Here is a 19173-nt window from a genome sequence, read left to right on the forward strand (position 1 = left end):
ACAAATCGGTATTGATCCGAGGATTCGATCAGAGTTGCCTGAACTGTCTATAATTCCTTTCAGTCGTACCCCACCCCACAATAACGCCGAGACCGCCATGCTACAAATGTCCCGGCGCCAGTTCCTGAAGGTGACCGCCACGTCGCTTGCCGGATCGAGTCTTGCCCTGATGGGCTTTTCTCCGTCCGAAGCGCTGGCCGAAGTCCGACAGTACAAACTGGCGCGCACCGTCGAAACGCGCAACACCTGTCCTTACTGTTCAGTAGGTTGCGGCATCCTGATGTACAGCCTCGGCGACGGCGCGAAAAACGCGCAGCCGAGCATCATCCATATCGAAGGCGATCCCGACCACCCGGTCAATCGCGGCACGCTGTGCCCGAAGGGCGCGAGCCTGATCGACTTCATCCACAGCCCGAACCGCCTGACGCACCCCGAGTATCGTGCGCCCGGCTCGGACAAGTGGGAACCCATCTCGTGGAACGACGCGCTCGACCGCATCGCGAAGCTGATGAAGGCCGACCGCGACGCGAACTTCGTCGAGACGGCCGAAGACGGCGCGAAGGTCAACCGCTGGCTCACGACGGGCATGCTGGCCGCGTCGGCGGGCAGCAACGAGGTCGGCTACCTGACGCACAAGACCATCCGCAGTCTCGGGATGCTCGCATTCGACAATCAGGCGCGTGTCTGACATGGCCCGACGGTGGCAGGTCTTGCCCCGACGTTTGGCCGTGGAGCGATGACGAACCATTGGGTCGACATCAAGAACGCGGACGTGATTCTCGTGATGGGCGGCAATGCAGCCGAGGCCCATCCGTGCGGTTTCAAGTGGGTAACGGAGGCGAAGGCGCACCGCAAGGCGCGGCTGATCGTCGTCGACCCGCGCTTCACGCGTACGGCCTCGGTGGCCGATTACTACGCGCCGATCCGCACCGGCACCGACATCGTCTTCCTGGGCGGCGTCATCAACTATCTGCTGACGAACGACAAGATCCAGCATGAGTACGTGAAGAACTACACGGACTTCTCGTTCATCGTGCGCGAGGATTTCGCGTTCAACGACGGCATCTATTCCGGCTACGACGCCGAGAAGCACGCGTACCCGGACAAATCGAGCTGGGACTACGAGCGCGGCGACGACGGTTTCGTCAAGGTCGACCCGACGCTGCAGCATCCGCGCTGCGTCTACAACCTGCTGAAGCAGCACTACGCGCGCTATACGGCGGAGAGGGTCCAGCAGGTCTGCGGCACGCCGAAGGACAAATTCCTGAAGGTGTGCGAGATGCTCGCGACCACGGCCGTTCCCGGCCGCGCCGGCACGGTGCTGTACGCGCTCGGCTGGACGCACCACTCGATCGGCGCGCAGATCATCCGCACCGGCGCGATGGTGCAGCTGCTGCTCGGCAACATCGGCATCGCCGGCGGCGGGATGAACGCGCTGCGCGGTCACTCGAACATCCAGGGGCTGACCGACCTCGGGCTGATGTCGAACCTGCTGCCGGGCTACATGACGCTGCCGATGCAGGCCGAGCAGGACTTCGACGCGTACATCAAGAAGCGCGTGCAGGAACCGCTGCGGCCGAACCAGCTCAGCTACTGGAAGAACTACAAGGCATTCCACGTCAGCTTCATGAAGTCGTGGTGGGGCGATGCGGCCACCGCCGAGAACAACTGGGCGTACGACTACCTGCCGAAGCTGGACAAGCAGTACGACCTGCTGCAGGCGATCGAGCTGATGAATGCCGGCAAGATGAACGGCTACATCTGCCAGGGCTTCAATCCGCTCGCGGCGGCGCCGTCGAAGGTGAAGACGGCGGCGGGCCTCGCGAAGCTGAAGTGGCTCGTGATCATGGATCCGCTCGCGACCGAGACGTCCGAGTTCTGGAAGCATCACGGCGACTACAACGACGTCGATGCGTCGAAGATCCAGACCGAGGTGTTCCGCCTGCCGACCACCTGCTTCGCGGAGGAAAACGGCTCGCTCGTCAGTTCGAGCCGCGTGCTGCAGTGGCACTGGAAGGGCGCGGAGCCGCCGGGCGAAGCGAGGAGCGACCTCGAGATCATGTCGGGGCTGTTCCTGCGCATGCGCAAGCTGTACCAGAAGGACGGCGGCAAGTACCCGGACCCGATCGTGAACCTGACCTGGCCGTACGCGAACCCGGAAAGCCCGACGCCCGAAGAACTGGCGATGGAGTTCAACGGGAAGGCGCTCGCCGATCTGCCCGATCCGAAGGACCCGGCGAAGACGCTCGTGAAGAAGGGCGAGCAGCTCGCCGCGTTCGCGCAACTGAAGGACGACGGCACGACCGCGAGCGGCTGCTGGATCTTCTGCGGCGCGTGGACGCAGGCCGGCAACCAGATGGGGCGGCGCGACAACTCGGACCCGACCGGCATCGGCCAGACGCTGAACTGGGCGTGGGCATGGCCCGCGAACCGGCGGATCCTGTACAACCGCGCGTCGTGCGACGTCGCCGGCAAGCCGTTCGACCCGACCCGCAAGCTGATCGGCTGGAACGGCAGCGCGTGGAAGGGCGCCGACGTGCCGGACTTCAAGGCCGACGAACCGCCCGAAAACGGGATGGCGCCGTTCATCATGAACCCGGAAGGCGTCGCGCGCTTCTTCGCCCGCGCGGGGATGAACGAAGGTCCGTTCCCCGAGCACTACGAGCCGTTCGAGACGCCGCTCGCGGCGAACCCGCTGCACCCGAACAACCCGCTGGCGCTGAACAACCCGGCCGCCCGCGTGTTCCCGGACGATCGTGCGTCGTTCGGCAAGGTGGCGGACTTCCCGCACGTGGCGACCACGTACCGGCTGACCGAGCATTTCCACTACTGGACCAAGCATGCGCGGCTGAACTCGATCATCCAGCCCGAGCAATTCGTCGAGATTGGCGAAGACCTCGCGAAGGAAGTCGGCGTCGCGCATGGCGAGCGCGTGAAGGTGTCGTCCAAGCGCGGCTACATCATCGCGGTCGCCCTCGTCACGAAGCGGATCAAGCCGCTGACGGTCGACGGCAAGAAGGTCCAGACGGTCGGCGTCCCGTTGCACTGGGGCTTCAAGGGCCTGACGAAGCCCGGCTATCTCGCCAATACCCTGACTCCGTCCGTGGGCGACGGCAACTCCTATACACCGGAATTCAAGTCGTTCCTGGTGAAGGTCGAAAAGGCGTAAGGGGAAAGAGATGGCATTGCAATCGCTGGATATCAAGCGGGTCTCGGCCACCACGACGCCACCGCCCACGGTGCGCGAACCGGTGACCGGGAGCGTCGCGAAGCTGATCGACGTATCGAAGTGCATCGGCTGCAAGGCATGCCAGACGGCATGCATGGAGTGGAACGACCTGCGCGACGAGGTCGGCACCAACGTCGGCGTGTACGACAACCCGGCCGACCTGACCGAGCATTCGTGGACGGTCATGCGGTTCTCTGAATACGAGAACCCGGCGGGCGACCTCGAGTGGCTGATCCGCAAGGACGGCTGCATGCACTGCGAGGATCCGGGCTGCCTGAAGGCGTGTCCGTCGCCGGGCGCGATCGTGCAGTACAACAACGGGATCGTCGATTTCCACGAGGAGAACTGCATCGGTTGCGGCTACTGCGTGACCGGTTGCCCGTTCAACGTGCCGCGGATCTCGAAGAAGGATCATCGCGCATACAAGTGCACGCTCTGTTCCGACCGCGTCGCGGTCGGCCAGGAACCGGCCTGCGTGAAGACCTGCCCGACGGGCGCGATCGTGTTCGGCACCAAGGAGGACATGAAGCAGCACGCGGCCGAGCGGATCGAGGACCTGAAGGAGCGCGGCTTCGAGCATGCGGGGCTGTACGACCCGCAAGGCGTGGGCGGCACGCACGTGATGTACGTGCTGCACCATGCGGACAAACCGTCGCTGTATCACGGGCTGCCCGACAACCCGTCGATCAGCCCGATGGTGAAGCTGTGGAAGGGCATCGCGAAGCCGCTGGCGGTGGCCGGCCTCGCGCTGACCGCGCTGGCCGGCTTCTTCCACTACACGCGGGTCGGTCCGAACGAGGTCACCGACGACGAGGAAGCCGCCGCTCGCGACGAAGCGCGACGCATCAAGGAGGACGCGAAATGAACCACGACGACCCCAACCTGATCGTCCGCTACACGCCGAACGAGCGCACGAACCACTGGATCACCGCGATCACGTTCGTGCTGCTCGCGTTGTCCGGGCTCGCGCTGTTCCATCCGTCGATGTTCTGGCTGACCGCGCTGTTCGGCGGCGGCCAGTGGACGCGGATCCTGCATCCGTTCGTCGGCCTCGTGATGTTCGTGTCGTTCGCGATTCTCGTGGTGCGCTTCTGGCACCACAATGCGCTCGACGCGGACGACCGGCAGTGGCTCAGGCAGATCGGCGACGTGCTGACCAACCAGGAAGACAAGCTGCCGCCGGTCGGGCGCTATAACGCCGGACAGAAGCTGCTATTCTTCACGCTGGTGGCCTGCCTGCTGCTGCTTCTGCTATCGGGCATCGTGATCTGGCGGCGCTACTTCTCGTTCTACTTCCCGATCGGGGTGATCCGCGCGGCCGCTGTCGTGCATGCCGTGGCGGCCTTCGTGCTGATCGCGAGCATCATCGTGCACATTTACGCGGCGTTGTGGGTGAAGGGTTCGATCGGCGCGATGGTGCGCGGCACCGTCACGCTGGGCTGGGCCCGCAAGCATCACCCGAAGTGGTTCCGTGAAAGCGTGAAGTAACGCAGCGGAGCGGGGCGGTACGCCGATTGCGGCGTGCTGTTCCGCCAACCGTCGGAATCGCCTGAGAGCGCCGATTCGTCGGCGCTTAGTTTGGGGGCTGTTTGCGCATGGAACGCGCATGCGAATGCCCGAAATCGCTCGCAGGGCAAGGAGCGAGGAGCGCCGTTTGGCCGAGCCAAACAAGTGACGAGCGACGCCGCCCTGTGGGCGATTTCGGGCATTCCCCTAAAATGGATAATTAGACACGGGTTGCCACGAGAAGGGCCGCTCGCCACGTTGCGCTCCTTGCGAATACGCCAGTATTCGCTGCGTCGCGCGCCTCGCGAGCGGCCCTTCTCGTGGCAACGCATGCGCGTTCCATGCGCAAACAGCCCCCTTGGAAGATATTTTCGTGACACAACGCATTCTGGAGCCGACCGAGATCTCGGCACTCGATCATTCGGCCATTCCGCGCTTTCGTCTGCCGGAGCGCGCGACCGCGTTCGCGGCGCGCGCCGCGCGGCTGCGCAAGCTTGCCGACCTGAACCCGATCAGCGGCTACCTGCGGCTGATGGCCACCGTCGCCGATGCGCAGCACGCGACGCTGCAGACGCTGGAGCTGCCGCTGCCGTCGAAGGAAGCGATCGCACGCGCGCAGGAACATTCGATGCCGCTCGTGCCGGCGCTCCACGGCGAGCGCGATTCGCGCTGGCGCGCCGTGCTGTATGAACTGCTCGACCGCGTCGAAAGCGCCGGGCTCGTCAATCCGCAGTTGGCGAAGCTGCTCGACCGGCTGCGGCTGATGGCGCCGGCCGAGCTCGACGCGCAGGCCGACGCGATCCTCGCGCTGCGCTTCGCCGAAGTCGATCCGGCCACCGCGCCGTTCCTGATGGCCGCGCTGCAGGTCGTGTGGACGGACCTCGCGAGCCGCGTGACGCCGACCGACGTTCCGTATCTCGACCAGCCGGGGCTGTGCCCGGTGTGCGGCACGCATCCGGTTGCGAGCGTCGTGCGGGTCGGCGGCCAGTATCAGGGCTACCGTTTCCTGCAGTGCGGGCTGTGCACGACCGAGTGGCACATGGTGCGCACCAAGTGCTCGCACTGCGATTCGACGAAGGGCATCGCGTATCACGGGATCGAAGGCGGCAGCGAAGCCGTCAAGGCCGAATCGTGCGACGAATGCAAGACCTATCGCAAGATCGGCTATCAGGAGAAGGACTACGAGTTCGAGCCGCTGGCGGACGATCTCGCGAGCCTCACGCTCGACCTGCTGATGAACGAGGCCGGCTACCAGCGCAGTTCGCCGAACCCGCTGCTGTGGCCGGACGTGTCGCGGGAAGCGGACTGAAGGCACGGGCCGGGGCGGTGCGCGAGCGTCGGCCCGGCCGACTGCGAAGCATGAGACTGGAGCGATAACGACGTGACCGAACCGGGTGTGAATGAATTGAATGCCGTGCTGGCGCGTGTGCCGTCGGTCGAGCGCGTGCTGTCGTCGGCGCCGCTGCAGCCGCTCGTCGCCGACTATGGCCGCACGCGCGTGCTGAATGCCGTGCGGGCCGAACTGGCACGCTGGCGCACGGCCGCGCAGCACGACCCCGCCGCGGCCGAGCCGCTCGACGAGCCGCGCATCGCCGCTGCCGTCGCGCATACGCTGGCCGCGCAGAGCGCGGGCGCGGTGCGGACCGTGTTCAATCTGACAGGCACCGTGCTGCACACGAACCTCGGGCGCGCGCTGCTGCCCGACGACGCGGTGCGCGCGGTGGTCGACGTGCTCACGCGGCCCGTCAACCTCGAATTCGATCTCGCCACCGGCCGCCGCGGCGATCGCGACGACCTGATCGACGCTCTGCTGTGCGAACTGACGGGCGCGGAAGCCGCGACCGTCGTCAACAACAACGCGGCGGCCGTGCTGCTGACGCTGTCGGCGCTCGCGACGAAGCGGGAAGTCGTCGTGTCGCGCGGCGAGCTGGTCGAGATCGGCGGGGCATTCCGCATTCCCGACATCATGAGCCGCGCCGGTGCGAAGCTGCGCGAAGTCGGCACGACCAATCGCACGCATCTGCGCGACTACGCGGACGCGATCGGCCCGCGCACGGCGCTGTTGATGAAGGTGCACTGCAGCAACTACGCAATCAGCGGCTTCACGAAGGAGGCGACGCTCGCCGAACTCGCGCCGCTCGCGCGCGAGCACGGCGTGCCGGTCGCCGTCGATCTCGGCAGCGGCACGCTGGCCGACCTGTCGCAATGGGGCCTGCCGCACGAGACGACCGTGCAGGAAACCGTCGCCGCCGGCGCAAACGTTGTCACGTTCAGCGGCGACAAGCTGCTCGGCGGCCCGCAGGCCGGCCTGATCGTCGGCGATCGCGCGCTCATCGCGAAGATCAAGAAGCATCCGCTCAAGCGTGCGCTGCGCGTCGGCAAGCTGACGCTCGCGGCGCTCGAACCGGTGCTGCGCCTGTATCAGTCGCCCGAATTCCTGCGCGACCGGCTCACGACGCTGCGCCTGCTGACGCGCCCGCAGTGCGAGATAGCCGACGCTGCCGAACGCGTGCGCCCCGCGTTGCAGGCTGCGTTCGGCAGCGGTTTCGACGTGACCGTCGAGCCAATGTTCAGCCAGATCGGCAGCGGCGCGCTGCCGGTCGACCAGTTGCCGAGCGCCGGGCTCGTGGTGCGCTCGGCGGACGGCAAGCGCAGCGGCCGCGCGCTCGCGCAGCTCGAGAAGCGGCTGCGCGAATGGCCGCGCCCGGTGATCGGCCGCATCGCCGACAATGCGCTGCGGCTCGACCTGCGCTGCCTCGAAGCGGCCGACGAAGCGGCGTTCGTCGCGCAATGCGTGCCGCTCGCGGGGCCCGCCGCATGATCGTCGGGACCGCGGGGCACATCGACCACGGCAAGACCACGCTCGTGCGTGCGCTGACGGGCGTCGACACCGATCGCCTGAAGGAAGAGAAGGCGCGCGGCATTTCGATCGAACTCGGCTACGCGTATACGCCGCTCGACAACGGCGACGTGCTTGGCCTGATCGACGTGCCGGGCCACGAGAAACTGATTCATACGATGGCGGCCGGCGCGTGCGGGATCGACTTCGCGCTGCTCGTGATTGCCGCCGACGACGGCGTGATGCCGCAGACGCGCGAGCATCTCGCGATCCTGCAACTGCTCGCCGTCACGCATGGCGCTGTCGCGCTGACGAAATGCGATCGCGTCGATGCCGCGCGCGTCGCCGAGGTGCGCGACGAGATCGCCGCGTGGCTGCACGACTCGACATTGGCCGGCGCGCCGATCTTCGAAACGCGTGCGACCGTGGCCGACGATCCGGGCGTCGCCGCGTTGAAGCAGCACCTCGCCGACGCGGCGATCGCGTGGCGCGCGCGTCGCGACGACGGGCTGTTCCGGCTCGCGGTCGATCGCGTGTTTACGCTTGCCGGGCAGGGCACCGTCGTGACGGGTACCGCGTTCGCGGGCCGCGTCGCGACGGGCGACACGCTCGCGATCGTGCGCACGGGCGGCGCGGCCCGCGTGCGCAGCATCCATGCGCAGAACCGGCCGGTCGAGGCCGGTCGGGCGGGCGAGCGTTGCGCGCTGAACCTGGCCGGCGTCGACAAGGCCGACGTCGAGCGTGGCGACACCGTCGCCGACGCGCGGCTCGTCGCGACGTCGCCGCGCCTGGACGTCGAGCTGACGCTGCTCGCGGACGCCGGGCTGACGCTGACCCACTGGGCGCCGCTGCATGTGCATCTCGGCACGCTGCATCGTGTGGCCCACGTCGCGCTGCTCGACGGCGACACGCTCGCGGCCGGCCAGCGGATGCGCGTGCAACTGGTGTTCGACGAGCCGGTGTTCGCGCTGCCGGGCGACCGCTTCATCGTCCGCAATCCGCAGGCGACGCGCACCGTCGGCGGCGGCCGGGTGCTCGATCCGTTCGGGCCGGCCCGCAAGCGTCGCACGCCTGCGCGGCGCGCGTGGCTCGATGCGCTCGCGGCGTGGCTCGACGAGGGGCGCGTCGATGCGCTGCTCGCGCAGGCGCCGCTCGGCATCGCGCGCGCGACGCTCACGCATCTGACGGGGTTCGCGCCGAATGTGCTGGCGTTGCCCGGCGATGCGCTGGCGATCGGGCAACGCGATGCCGCGTCGAACGAAGGCGCGGTGATTTCGCATGCGCACTGGCGTGCGTTGCAGACGCGGGCGGTCGAGACGCTGCGTGCGTACCACGAGCGCATGCCCGACGAGCAGGGGCTCGACGCCGCACGCCTGCGGCGGATGGCCGCGCCGCTCGCGAGCGATGCGCTGTGGCGCGCGCTCGTCGACGCGCTGGTGTCCGGCGGCGAAGTCGTGCGCAGCGGGCCGTGGCTGCATCTGCCGTCGCATTCGGTGAGCCTCGAGCCGCGCGAGGAAGCGCTGGCGCGGCAACTGCTGCCGCTGATTCACGCGGGGCGCTTCGATCCGCCGTGGGTGCGCGACCTGGCGCGCGACACGGGCGCGGCCGAGGACGCGGTGCGCGCGCTGTTGCGCAAGCTCGCACGGCGCGGCGACGTGCAGCAGGTCGTGCGCGACCTGTTCTATCATGCCGACGTCGCGCGCGAACTGGCGGAACTGGTCGCGCATCTCGCGCCGTCGCGCGGCGGCGGGCTCGATGCGGCGACGTTCCGCGACGCGACGGGGCTCGGTCGCAAGCGCGCGATCCAGATTCTCGAGTTCTTCGATCGGGTTGGGTATACTCGCTTCCACCGCGATCTTCACTACCTGCGGCCTGATAGCGGTTGGGTGGGTATTCAGGCGTAGGCGCTCGTCGTTCTTCGGTTTCTTTTTCCCACGGAAGGCATTCGTATCCGGTGGTACGGCTGGACTTCAAATCCAGTTGGGGGTGTCAGACACTCCTGGGTAGGTTCGACTCCTGCTGCCTTCCGCCATGCCGGGCTTCCGCGGCGTTCCTTGAGCTTCCTCTGAAAGTCCGCAAGCTGAGGGTTCGTACTGTGTCGAGCATGACCAGTCCAAGAACCTCCTGACTTACCATGACCTGATTCAGCAGTACATCAACCATGAGGAAGCCATCGAGTTCAGGCAGTCGGAGATCGCAAGTCTGAAGTTCCCGCTCAAACTCACGTCGGTGACGCAGGTGGACTCGAAGGTGAGCCCCGCGGTGCAGTTGGCAGACGTAATAATTGGAGCGACTATTGAGGCGGCCAACACGTTGAGAGGGCGTAAGGTAATCGGGCTGGATGCCGAGACGGTGATGGCGCTATATAGCGACGAGCAGATCATCCACCTATTGCCATCGCTGGACTTTGAAGAGCAAAAGCGTTTCAGGCAAGGCTCGCAAGGAGCTGAGCTGATCGATTGCATGGCGACTCATTTTCACCGATGATGGCGTCGACGGGGTGTCAGGATTTCCGTGTTCAAGGCGGGTTGAGATTCACACGGATGGTCGAACGAATCGATCCTCGTAGAGGATCGCGAACTGGTTCATAGCCGTCTTCGAGTCACGTAGAGCAAATTAATTCTGTCACTCTAGAATCCATACGGTTCAAGGCGTCTGCCTCAAGCGAATCTGTCTTGTCGTGGGGGTTGTGCTGCCATTCGGAAAGCTTCATTGCAAGCGTCTGCAGATAACTTCTGTAATCTGCCTGTCTGTTTGCATTAAACGCCCCCGCGAAGGGCTCGGGTAAGCGGCCGCTGTGGAGCATTGCCCGTTCAAACTCAGGTTTCGCACAACGCGTGATTGCCGCTGCCGGCGTCGCAGGGGAGTTGACACCGGTCTTCGCAGGCCGCGGCAAATGACAACTTTGCCTCGCAAACGGTGACGCGTTCAATTTGGTGTGCGGCGCGTCACGCGGGTTACTCCACCACCTTGAACACGCGATTCTTATCGATCACGCCGGCTTTCGGTAATTTGCCATCGTCGTCAGCGGCGGGCCGCAGATGCCGATCGTCGAGCGCCGGCCCGGTATAACGGCTGCGCGGCCGGATCACCTTGCCGACGCGCAACTGCTCGATGCAGTGGGCGAGCAGCCCGACGCTGCGCGCGATCGAGAACAGCCCAAACGCCGCATCGCGGGGCAACCGAAGCTGCACCGACAACATCGCAAGCGCTACGTCGATGGTCGGCCGCAGGCCGGTGAGCGCCGTAACCTTGTCCACGAAGTGCGCGATCTCGGCCGGCGGGTCGAGTCGCGCAAGCAGCGCGGCCGCGCGCGGATCGCCGTCGGGGTACAGATGATGACCGAAGCCGGGAAGCGGGATCGCGGACCTCAGGTGATGATCGACGACGCGCTCGGCCCCCAATCGTTGCACGTCGTCGAACATCGCCCGCACGCGTCCCGACGCGTCGCCGTGCAGCGGGCCCGATAGCGTGGCGAGCCCTGTCAGCAGGCAGCCGGCCAGGGACGCACCGGTCGATGCCGTGATGCGCGCGGCGAATGCCGAGCTCGTGATCTCGTGGTCGGCGACCAGCACCATCGCGCAGCGCAGCAGGTCGGCGCCACGGCTGTCGAGCGCCCAGCCGGCCGCGAGCCGCTGATGGGTGCAGAGCGGGCCTGCGCTGGCATCGTCATGTGCGCCGAACGCGCGAGACACGATCGCGACGAGCTGCCCGGCCTCGGTGTGAAGCGCGCTGTCGAGGCGGCCGAGCGTCGAATGGCCGTTTGCGGCCAGCGTCGCGAGCATCGTGAACGCGCATTGCCGATCGGGCTCGCCGGCCGGCAGTGCGAGCGCCGGCGCATCGAACGACACGGGCGCGGTAGCCTGCCAAAGCAGCGCAGCCGTTTCCTCGAGCGTCGCGCTCTCGGCGAGTTGAATGCTGTCGCGGCCGCGATACCACGCGCGGCCCTTCGAGAACGTGGTGATGCCGCTATAGATGCACGGCTCGGCGCCGAAGATCGTGCCGGCCGCCAGCGCCGCCCGTTTGCGGCCGACTTGCTTCTTGCGGCACAGTGCGACCACGTCCTCGGCGCGATACAGGCTCCTGCGCGGATCGTCCGGATCCTGAATCACGGCGATGCTTCCGCGGCTCGCGTACGCATAGACGGTCTGCGCCCGCACACCGAGCCGCCGCGCCGCTTCTGTCAGGGTGATCCAGTTCTGCATGGGAGTCTTGATAAGGATGCGGCCGGTGCGTGGCCGCGTGCGCCGACTATAGACCGGGTTCAGTTGAATGTCATCTCGGCCGGACGCCGCTCGAGCACTTCGACGAGGATGTCGCCAGGCGCGCGCACGAAACAGCAGCGCACGCCGGCGCGGACCCGCGCGATGGGCTGGACGATCTCGGCGCCGTTGTCGACCAGGTGCGGGTAAGCCGCGTCGAGATCATCGACCAGCACGCCGAAGTGATCGATTCCCTGCACGCGCGCGCCGTCCGGCGTGATTGCCGAATGCGCGTGCGGCAGCGCCGTGATGAACAGGTTGATGTCACCGATCCGCAGGTCGACGCGACCGGGGCGTCGCACGATTTTGGCGTTCAGGCAGCGCGCGAACCAGGCGGCGGTGGCTTCGGCATCGGCCGAGCAGAGTTGCAGGTGATCCCATTTGAATTCAATCATGATGGTGGAGGGTCGAGTTGGGGAGTCAGCGCAAGGGCAGGTGGGCGGCACGAGCGCGGGTCAGAGCTCGATACGCGACAGCTTGCCGAGCAGCACCGAATACGACAGTGTGCCGACGAGACAGATCGCGCCCATCAGGTTCAGCGCCCAGAAGAAGCTGCCGGTGTGCTGCGTCACATAGCCGATCATCAGCGGCGTGGTCACGGCGGCGATATTCGCGGCGAGGCTCGTGATGCTGCTGGTAAGCCCGACATAGCGTTTGGGCGCGATCTCGGACACCGCCGCCCAGGACATCGAGCCGATGCCCTGCGCAAAGAACGCGACGGTCAGGATCGCGATTACCAGCGTGTTCGAATGCACGAAGTTGACCAGCACGATCGATGCGCCGAGGAAAGTGCCGATGACGAGCGGCGCCTTGCGCGATGACGACATCGACACACCGCGCCGGATGCAAAGATCGGACAAATAGCCGGCGATAAGGATGCCCAGCGTCGCGCCGATGAACGGCATCGCCTGGAACACGCCGACCTTGATCATCGACATGTGTCGCTCCTCGACCAGGTAGGTCATGAACCAGGTCGTGAAGAACACGAGCAGCGTGTTGTTGCAGAACTTACCGAGACAGATCGCGAGGACCTGCCGATAGCCGAGCAGACGCAGCGCCATGCGCCAGTCGAATGGATCGCGCGCCGTCACCACCGGGCGACCTTCGGTGATGTAATCCAACTCGGCTGCATTGACGCCGCGATGGCGCGACGGGTCGCGATAAAGCCGATACCAGACGACGCTGAACAGGACGCCGAACGTGCCTGTCGCGAAGAACACGGCGCGCCAGCCAAATGCCGACGAGATCCACAGCAGCAGGCCGGTGAAAAGTGGCGTGCCGATGTACTGGCCCATCACGTACACACTCGTTGCGAAGCCGCGCTCCTGGACCGGGAACCACATCGTCACCGCACGCGCGTTCGACGGGAATGCGGGCGCCTCGAGCGCACCCATCGCGAGCCGCGAGCCGAGCAACATGTGGTATCCCTGCGCGAACCCCTGAGTCAGCGTCGCCAGCGACCAGCCGACGAGCGACAGCGCGTAGGCCACGCGCGAGCCCAGCCAGTCGGTGAGCACGCCCGCCGGCAGTAGCGCGATGGAATAGGCGAGGCCGAACACGGCGAACAGCTCGCCCATTTGCACGCGCGTGAGCGCGAGATCCTTCGACAGTGCGGGCGCGACGATGCCGAGCGCGGAGCGGTCGACGTAGTTGAGAATCGTTGCCACGAGCAACATCGACAGTACGCCGTAGCGTACCCTCGAGCGTCTTGCGGCGCCTGCATGTGTGTCGAGCCGGCGCATGGCCGAAACGTGCTCTTCTGCGGTTTTCAATGTCGTCTCCAATTTTAATGTGGGGTGCGCCGGCGCACTTGCCGTGTGCGCGCGTGCGGTCAGCCGCGTCCGACGAAGGGCATCGCGCTCGCCATGATCGTCATGTTCAGAATGTTGGCTTTGAGCGGCAGGTTGGCCATCTGCACGATCGCACTCGCGACATGCGCAACGTCGACCCGCGGCTCGGGCGCGATGCGGCCGTCGGCCTGCAGCACGCCGCTGTCCATGCGTTCGGTGAGCGAGGTCGCGGCGTTGCCGATATCGATCTGGCCGCACGCGATGTTGAATGGCCGGCCATCCAGGGCAAGCGAGCGCGTGATGCCGAGGACGGCGTGCTTCGTGGCCGTGTACGCGATCGTGTTCGGGCGCGGACTGTGGGCGGAGATCGAGCCGTTGTTGATGATGCGCCCGCCTTGCGGCGTCTGACGCTTCATCTGGCGCCACGCGGCGCGGGCGCACAGGAACACGCCGGTCAGGTTGGTCGCGACCACGTCGTTCCAGAATTGCAGCGTGTAATCGTCGATCGGCACGGCGCCGGCGTTGCGGCCCGCGTTGTTGAACAGCACGTCAAGGCGCCCGAACGTGTGTACGATCTGTGCGAAGCTCGCGTCGACCGATGCTTCGTCGGACACGTCGGTTGGAATTGCCGCTGCCACGCCCCCGGCCCGCTCGATGATCTCTTGCGTCCCGAGGAGCGGATCGATGCGCCGGCCGAGCAGCGCGACGCTGAAACCTGCTTGCGCGAGCGCTACCGCAGCGGCCTGTCCGATGCCGGTGCCGGCGCCCGTCACCGCCGCGATCTTTTTTCCTGTCTGCATTTTCACGACCTCGTGTTCGGTTCGTTGAGCATGAGAAAAGGATTGCGCGGCGGCGACGCCGCAGCAATCTTGATTCGTTCAATCAACATCAACTGCCCCGTCCTGACGGGCGCACGTCAGGGTTTTCCTGAGCTCGTAGAGGTTCCGTCCGCATGCCGTGGCGCCCTCGCACGACGGCGATGCCCGTGGAGGCGTTCGGCCATCCGGCGGCGCGCACGGCTGCGCGGACATGTTGATCGAATCAATCAATATTGACCCGCGCCGACCGCGATTCGTAGGCTGTGCTCCGTTATCCGAACCAAGGACGAGACCATGCCTGACAACAATCGCACCCAGCTGCTGGTTGCGCGACGCGTTCCCGCCGCAGTGGCCGCGCGCGCGGCAGCCGAATTCAACGCGTATGTGACGGATGCCGACATGGACGCGCCGTCCGTCGTCGAGTTCTGCAACCGCTACCAGACACCGGCGGTGCTGATCGGCAAGAAATCGGGGCTGCAGGCCGAGCACATCGCGGCATTGCCGTCGAGCGTGAAGATCATCGCGAACGCGAGCGCCGGCTACGATCACATGGATGTCGCCGCCGCACGCGCACGCGGCATCGTGGTCAGCAACGCTCCCGACGCGCTGACCGACTGCACGGCCGATTTCACGATGCTGCTGATACTGGCCGCGTGCCGGCGTGCGTCGGAGTACGAGCGTATCGTGCGCGGCGGGTGGGGAAAGTCGTTCGGCATGACCGACATGCTCGGCACGCGCGTGAACGGCAAGACGCTCGGGATCGTCGGTTTCGGCCGGATCGGCCGCGCGGTCGCCCAGCGCGCACGCGGGTTCGGGATGAAGATCGTCTATACCGATCGGCGGCCGGCACCGCCGGAGATCGAGGCCGGCGCGCGCTATTGCGGGGATCTCGACACGCTGCTGCCACAGTGCGACATCCTCACGCTGCACGTGCCGGGCGGCGGCACGCCGTTGATGACGCGCCGCGAGTTCGGTTTGATGCGCGACGGTGCGGTGTTCGTCAACGCGGCGCGTGGAAGTCTCGTCGACGAGGATGCGCTTTACGACGCGTTGACCTCGCATCGGCTGTTCGCCGCGGGGCTTGATGTTTATTGGAACGAGCCCAACATCGATCCGCGCTTTGCCACACTCGACAATGTGTTTCTGTCGCCGCACATGGCGAGTGCGACCATCGAGACGCGCGACCAGATGGGGCTTACCGCGCTCGACAATGTCGCGGCCGTGCTTGACGGGAGGAGAGCGCCGAACGCGCTGTGATGATGGCGGCCGCTTGCGCTGGTCCACGCCGGGGTATCCGAGCGCGGGAGCCCCGGCAGTCGGCGCGTCGTTCCTTCAACAATCGCTGCGCCATCAGCACTTCGTGCGCGGCCTTGAACGGGCGGAATGCCCGAATAAGCAGCCGCATGCACGAGCGTCGCTTTTGTCTCGTCAAGGGAGGAGGGACGCGGACGCCCTAATGTCGATGGTTGCAGTGCTTTCTCCTAGGACTCGCCTGATGCGACTACTCCACGCTTCTGCTTCTGGATTCCATGAAACATTGAATTCCGTCTTCCCCGTTCGAATTAAGTCATAAGATGTCATATAACATGTGGATGTGAGTCATCCTAGTAAACATGCGGAAAGTAGTTGGAGATAGGTTGCACAACGACGACCATCGTTATACGATGACTGACTAAGTTGGCGGCCGACGGCACGCAGTCGAACGGTCTCGCACTGCTGCCGTCGTCCGTCACATCGCATTTTCCGCCGTCGGCCGCATCCATGCCCCCGACCCTCCGCACCGGGAATACGTTCGTGAAAATCGTCGCCATCGAAGTCATTCGCCTTTCGCTCGCATTCGATGCGGGCCGCCGTCCCGTCGCCGCAGTTGAACCGGCCGCCGCGGACACGTATAACGCCGCAGACCGCTCGCTGCGCCGCATGGAGTCGCTGCTGGTCAGGCTCACCGACGACGAAGGGCGCGTCGGCTGGGGCGAAGCATTCGGTCATCTGGTCAATCCCGTCACGTTCGCCGCGCTCGAAGGCCCGGTTGGCCGCTGGTTCAAGGGCGCCGAATTCGAGCCTACGCGGCACGGGATCGCCGCATTGCGTGACGCGGCCGATCGCGCGTTGCATGCGTTCGGGCGCACCGGACCGGTGCTGTACGCGTTGTCCGCGATCGACACGGCGCTGCACGACCTCGCCGCGCAGGCGGTCGGCGTCCCGCTGTATCGCTGGCTCGGCGGCCATCGCAACGAGATCGACGTGTATGCGAGCCTGGTCAGCTACGACAACGATCCCGACGAAGTCGCGCGCCACGTGCGGCTGGCGTCGGACGAGGGGTTCCGTCGCATCAAGCTGCACGAGACGCAACGTGCGGCCATCGCGGCCGCGCGCGCGGCACTGCCGGCCGGCAGCGAACTGATGGTCGACGTGAACTGCCCGTGGTCGGCGAGCGACGCGCTGCGGCATGTGAGCGAGCTGGCCGACCTGCGTCTCGGCTGGATCGAGGAACCGGTGTGGCCTTGCGACGACGCGGGCGGCATCGCGCGCGTGCGCGGCGCCGGCGTGCCAGTCGCGGCGGGCGAGAACGCGTCGGGTGTCGCGGGCTTTCGCGACCTGTTCGAACACGGGGCGCTCGACGTCGCGCAGCCAAGCATCGCGAAGATCGGCGGACCGACCGGCATCGCGGAAGTGATCGCGCTTGCGGCGGAGCACGGCGTGCGCGTTGTGCCGCACTGTTTCTACTACGGAGCGGGGCTGCTGGCGACCGCGCACGTGGTCGCGGCGCTGCCCGACGATGTCGCGCTCGAAATTCCCTATCTCGACTGGCCCGAGCGGTTGCATGACGCGCAGCGGCCCGGGGCGCGGCTGCGCTTGCCCGATGTGCCCGGGCTTGGCTTCTTGCCAAACGAAGCGGTGCTGGCACGCAACACGATCGCGCACGCGACGCTCGGTTGAGCGCAGGAACGGTGCGCTCGGCGCACGCACGTAAAGCCGTTGCCGGTGTGGCGGCGCAATCGGAAATCAGGAAGCCGGGCGGATGCGCAGGCACGTGCCCGGCTCGACAGGAGACAACATGAAAACGCGTTACCGCTGGTGGATCGGCGCGCTGCTGTTCGGCGCCGGCATGCTGAACTATCTCGATCGCGCGGCGCTGTCCGTCGTCGCGCCGATCATCAAGCGCGAACTCGGCATCGACGATGCGCAGATGGGCATCCTGTTCAGCAGCTTCTTCATCGGCTACTGCGTGTTCTGCTTCGTCGGCGGTTGGGCAGCGGACCGGTTCGGGCCGCGTCGCGTATTCGCGTGCGCGGCCGGCGTGTGGTCGCTGTTCTGCGGCGCTACCGCGCTGGCCGGATCGTTCGCGCACCTGCTCGTGGTACGTGTCGCGTTCGGGATCGGCGAAGGGCCGATGGGGACGACCACCAACAAGGCGATCTCGAACTGGTTCCCGCGCCGTGAGGCGGGACGCGCGGTCGGCTGGACCAATGCCGGGCAGCCGCTCGGCGCGGCGATCGCGGCGCCGATCGTCGGTCTGGTCGCGCTGCAGTTCGGCTGGCGCGTGTCGTTCGTCGTGATCGCCGCGCTCGGCTTCGTGTGGCTCGCCGCGTGGTGGGCGTTGTTCCGGGACGATCCGGCCAGCCATCCACGCGTGTCGCCGGAAGAGGCGCGCGAGATCGCATCCGACCGGATGATCGACGTCGCACCCGATGCGCATGCGGACGACCACGCCGTGCGTCCGCTACTGCGCGATCTGTTGTCGCGGCCGGTGCTCGGCGTCGCGCTCGCGTTCTTCAGCTTCAACTACGTGCTGTACTTCTTCCTGTCGTGGCTGCCGAGCTACCTGACCGACTACCAGCATCTGAATATCAAGCAGATGAGCGTCGTCGGGATCCTTCCGTGGCTTGGCGCGACCGTCGGGTTCGTGGCCGGCGGCACCGTGTCGGATCGCATCTACCGCCGCACCGGCGACGTGCTGTTCGCGCGCAAGATCGTGATCGTCGTTGGGCTCGCGGTCGCGGCGGCCTGCGTGCTGCTGGCGTCGCGCGTGAGCTCGCTCGGCGCGGCCGTCACGCTGATCGCGATCGCGAGCCTGTTCGCGTTCATGGCGCCGCAGGCTTGCTGGTCGCTGCTGCAGGAAATCGTGCCGCGCGAACGTGTCGGCTCGGCGGGCGGGTTCGTTCACCTGCTTGCAAATCTGGCGGGCATCCTGTCGCCAAGCGTGACTGGCTGGCTCGTTCAGTATGGCGGTGGGTATGCGAGCGCGTTCGTGCTCGCGGGTGCATCGGCGCTGGCTGGTGCGGTGATCCTGACGTTCACGGTGCGCGCGCGGGCCGTTGTGCAGATGCGCGGGGCTGCCTGACGAAGTACTCCGTTGAACTAGCAACGCGGGAGTGGGTGAGACCTGATTTAATCATCATCGGTTGATGAAACCGCTCGGCTATACCCAGGCCGCCAAAACCGGGACAAACTGCCATCGCCAACTTGGAACAGCCACCGCTGAATCGGCATCAAGTTAAACCAACCAGCCTCCCCGGTTTCCCGGGGCGGTTCAGGCCGTGTGGAACATCCTGGAAAATAAAGACACCTACCAGAGCCGCACGACTTTATTCGAGCTGCAGGCGCGAACTTCATTGAGGCGGGGGGGCGGTCCTTAAAACGACGCTGGATAGAGCAGGGCAAGCCAACATGGCATCAACCTTCAGGGGTTGTAAAACTGGGGCGGACCATAGATTTATTTTCGCTT

Annotated in this window: 14 protein-coding genes, 1 tRNA gene and 1 pseudogene; 12 read left to right on the forward strand and 4 right to left on the reverse strand. The window is 66.1% G+C overall.

What is annotated here, in order from left to right; genetic code table 11:
- Positions 1–97 precede the first annotated feature (97 nt).
- From fdnG to GJG85_RS35100, 8 genes are all read left to right on the forward strand, one after another.
- On the forward strand, positions 98–3169 hold the full coding sequence (gene fdnG, locus GJG85_RS29300; RefSeq protein ID WP_143328897.1) for a formate dehydrogenase-N subunit alpha: 3072 nt from the start codon (positions 98–100) through the stop codon (positions 3167–3169).
- A 10-nt stretch (positions 3170–3179) separates the two neighbouring features.
- Entirely contained in the window at positions 3180–4094 is a 915-nt protein-coding gene (gene fdxH, locus GJG85_RS29305) for a formate dehydrogenase subunit beta (RefSeq protein WP_059783956.1), read from the forward strand.
- Positions 4091–4717, forward strand: a complete 627-nt coding sequence (locus tag GJG85_RS29310) for a formate dehydrogenase subunit gamma (RefSeq protein WP_089489179.1) — start codon at positions 4091–4093, stop codon at positions 4715–4717. Before fdxH ends, GJG85_RS29310 begins: the two co-directional genes overlap by 4 nt.
- Positions 4718–5108: 391 nt before the next feature.
- Positions 5109–6044: a formate dehydrogenase accessory protein FdhE gene (gene fdhE, locus GJG85_RS29315; RefSeq protein ID WP_176015415.1), complete on the forward strand. Its 936-nt coding sequence runs from the start codon at positions 5109–5111 to the stop codon at positions 6042–6044.
- Positions 6045–6116: 72 nt separating this feature from the next.
- Positions 6117–7556 carry an L-seryl-tRNA(Sec) selenium transferase gene (gene selA, locus GJG85_RS29320; RefSeq protein ID WP_050011252.1) on the forward strand — a complete coding sequence of 480 codons (1440 nt, stop codon included), beginning with the start codon at positions 6117–6119 and terminating at the stop codon, positions 7554–7556.
- A complete protein-coding gene (selB, locus tag GJG85_RS29325) occupies positions 7553–9478 on the forward strand; it encodes a selenocysteine-specific translation elongation factor (RefSeq protein WP_124630517.1) in 1926 nt (641 codons plus the stop codon). The genes selA and selB overlap by 4 nt, the downstream gene beginning before the upstream one ends.
- 32 nt (positions 9479–9510) lie before the next feature.
- Positions 9511–9606, forward strand: a tRNA-Sec gene (locus tag GJG85_RS29330).
- Positions 9607–9812: 206 nt separating this feature from the next.
- Positions 9813–10061: a hypothetical protein gene (locus tag GJG85_RS35100; RefSeq protein ID WP_235356133.1), complete on the forward strand. Its 249-nt coding sequence runs from the start codon at positions 9813–9815 to the stop codon at positions 10059–10061.
- 470 nt (positions 10062–10531) lie between these two features.
- Here GJG85_RS35100 and GJG85_RS29340 read toward each other — a convergent pair whose 3' ends face one another.
- The 4 genes from GJG85_RS29340 to GJG85_RS29355 all read right to left on the reverse strand — a co-directional run bounded on the left by GJG85_RS29340 (position 10532) and on the right by GJG85_RS29355 (position 14426).
- Positions 10532–11779 carry a citrate/2-methylcitrate synthase gene (locus GJG85_RS29340; RefSeq protein ID WP_204384150.1) on the reverse strand — a complete coding sequence of 416 codons (1248 nt, stop codon included), beginning with the start codon at positions 11777–11779 and terminating at the stop codon, positions 10532–10534.
- Positions 11780–11838: 59 nt separating this feature from the next.
- Entirely contained in the window at positions 11839–12231 is a 393-nt protein-coding gene (locus GJG85_RS29345) for a VOC family protein (protein ID WP_050011250.1), read from the reverse strand.
- Positions 12232–12291: 60 nt separating this feature from the next.
- Positions 12292–13578, reverse strand: a complete 1287-nt coding sequence (locus GJG85_RS29350) for an MFS transporter (protein ID WP_050011249.1) — start codon at positions 13576–13578, stop codon at positions 12292–12294.
- Between the two features lie 89 nt (positions 13579–13667).
- The gene (locus GJG85_RS29355) at positions 13668–14426 is read right to left on the reverse strand and encodes an SDR family oxidoreductase (protein ID WP_050011248.1); all 759 of its coding nucleotides are present in this window, start codon (positions 14424–14426) and stop codon (positions 13668–13670) included.
- Between the two features lie 312 nt (positions 14427–14738).
- Between GJG85_RS29355 and GJG85_RS29360 the strand changes: the two genes are divergently transcribed.
- The 4 genes and pseudogenes from GJG85_RS29360 to GJG85_RS35105 all read left to right on the forward strand — a co-directional run.
- Positions 14739–15701: a D-glycerate dehydrogenase gene (locus tag GJG85_RS29360; protein ID WP_204384152.1), complete on the forward strand. Its 963-nt coding sequence runs from the start codon at positions 14739–14741 to the stop codon at positions 15699–15701.
- A 537-nt stretch (positions 15702–16238) separates the two neighbouring features.
- Entirely contained in the window at positions 16239–17384 is a 1146-nt protein-coding gene (locus GJG85_RS29365; protein ID WP_204384153.1) for a mandelate racemase/muconate lactonizing enzyme family protein, read from the forward strand.
- Positions 17385–17502: 118 nt separating this feature from the next.
- The gene (locus GJG85_RS29370; RefSeq protein ID WP_204384154.1) at positions 17503–18789 is read left to right on the forward strand and encodes an MFS transporter; all 1287 of its coding nucleotides are present in this window, start codon (positions 17503–17505) and stop codon (positions 18787–18789) included.
- Positions 18789–18946: pseudogene (locus GJG85_RS35105) on the forward strand (IS3 family transposase); the annotation flags it as partial. The gene GJG85_RS29370 and the pseudogene GJG85_RS35105, both read left to right, overlap by 1 nt.
- Positions 18947–19173 lie beyond the last annotated feature (227 nt).

Origin of the sequence: Burkholderia sp. MS389 (assembly GCF_016899425.1) — a bacterium.
Lineage (GTDB): Bacteria > Pseudomonadota > Gammaproteobacteria > Burkholderiales > Burkholderiaceae > Burkholderia > Burkholderia sola.

What these genes read in the sequence shown, in the direction of transcription:
- GJG85_RS29310 (WP_089489179.1), top strand. Translation starts at nt 4,091, where the DNA reads ATGAACCACGACGACCCCAACCTGATCGTCCGCTACACGCCGAACGAG.
- GJG85_RS29340 (WP_204384150.1), bottom strand. Translation starts at nt 11,779, where the DNA reads ATGCAGAACTGGATCACCCTGACAGAAGCGGCGCGGCGGCTCGGTGTG.
- selB (WP_124630517.1), top strand. Translation starts at nt 7,553, where the DNA reads ATGATCGTCGGGACCGCGGGGCACATCGACCACGGCAAGACCACGCTC.
- fdxH (WP_059783956.1), top strand. Translation starts at nt 3,180, where the DNA reads ATGGCATTGCAATCGCTGGATATCAAGCGGGTCTCGGCCACCACGACG.
- GJG85_RS29350 (WP_050011249.1), bottom strand. Translation starts at nt 13,578, where the DNA reads ATGCGCCGGCTCGACACACATGCAGGCGCCGCAAGACGCTCGAGGGTA.
- GJG85_RS29370 (WP_204384154.1), top strand. Translation starts at nt 17,503, where the DNA reads ATGAAAACGCGTTACCGCTGGTGGATCGGCGCGCTGCTGTTCGGCGCC.
- GJG85_RS29360 (WP_204384152.1), top strand. Translation starts at nt 14,739, where the DNA reads ATGCCTGACAACAATCGCACCCAGCTGCTGGTTGCGCGACGCGTTCCC.
- GJG85_RS29345 (WP_050011250.1), bottom strand. Translation starts at nt 12,231, where the DNA reads ATGATTGAATTCAAATGGGATCACCTGCAACTCTGCTCGGCCGATGCC.
- GJG85_RS29355 (WP_050011248.1), bottom strand. Translation starts at nt 14,426, where the DNA reads ATGCAGACAGGAAAAAAGATCGCGGCGGTGACGGGCGCCGGCACCGGC.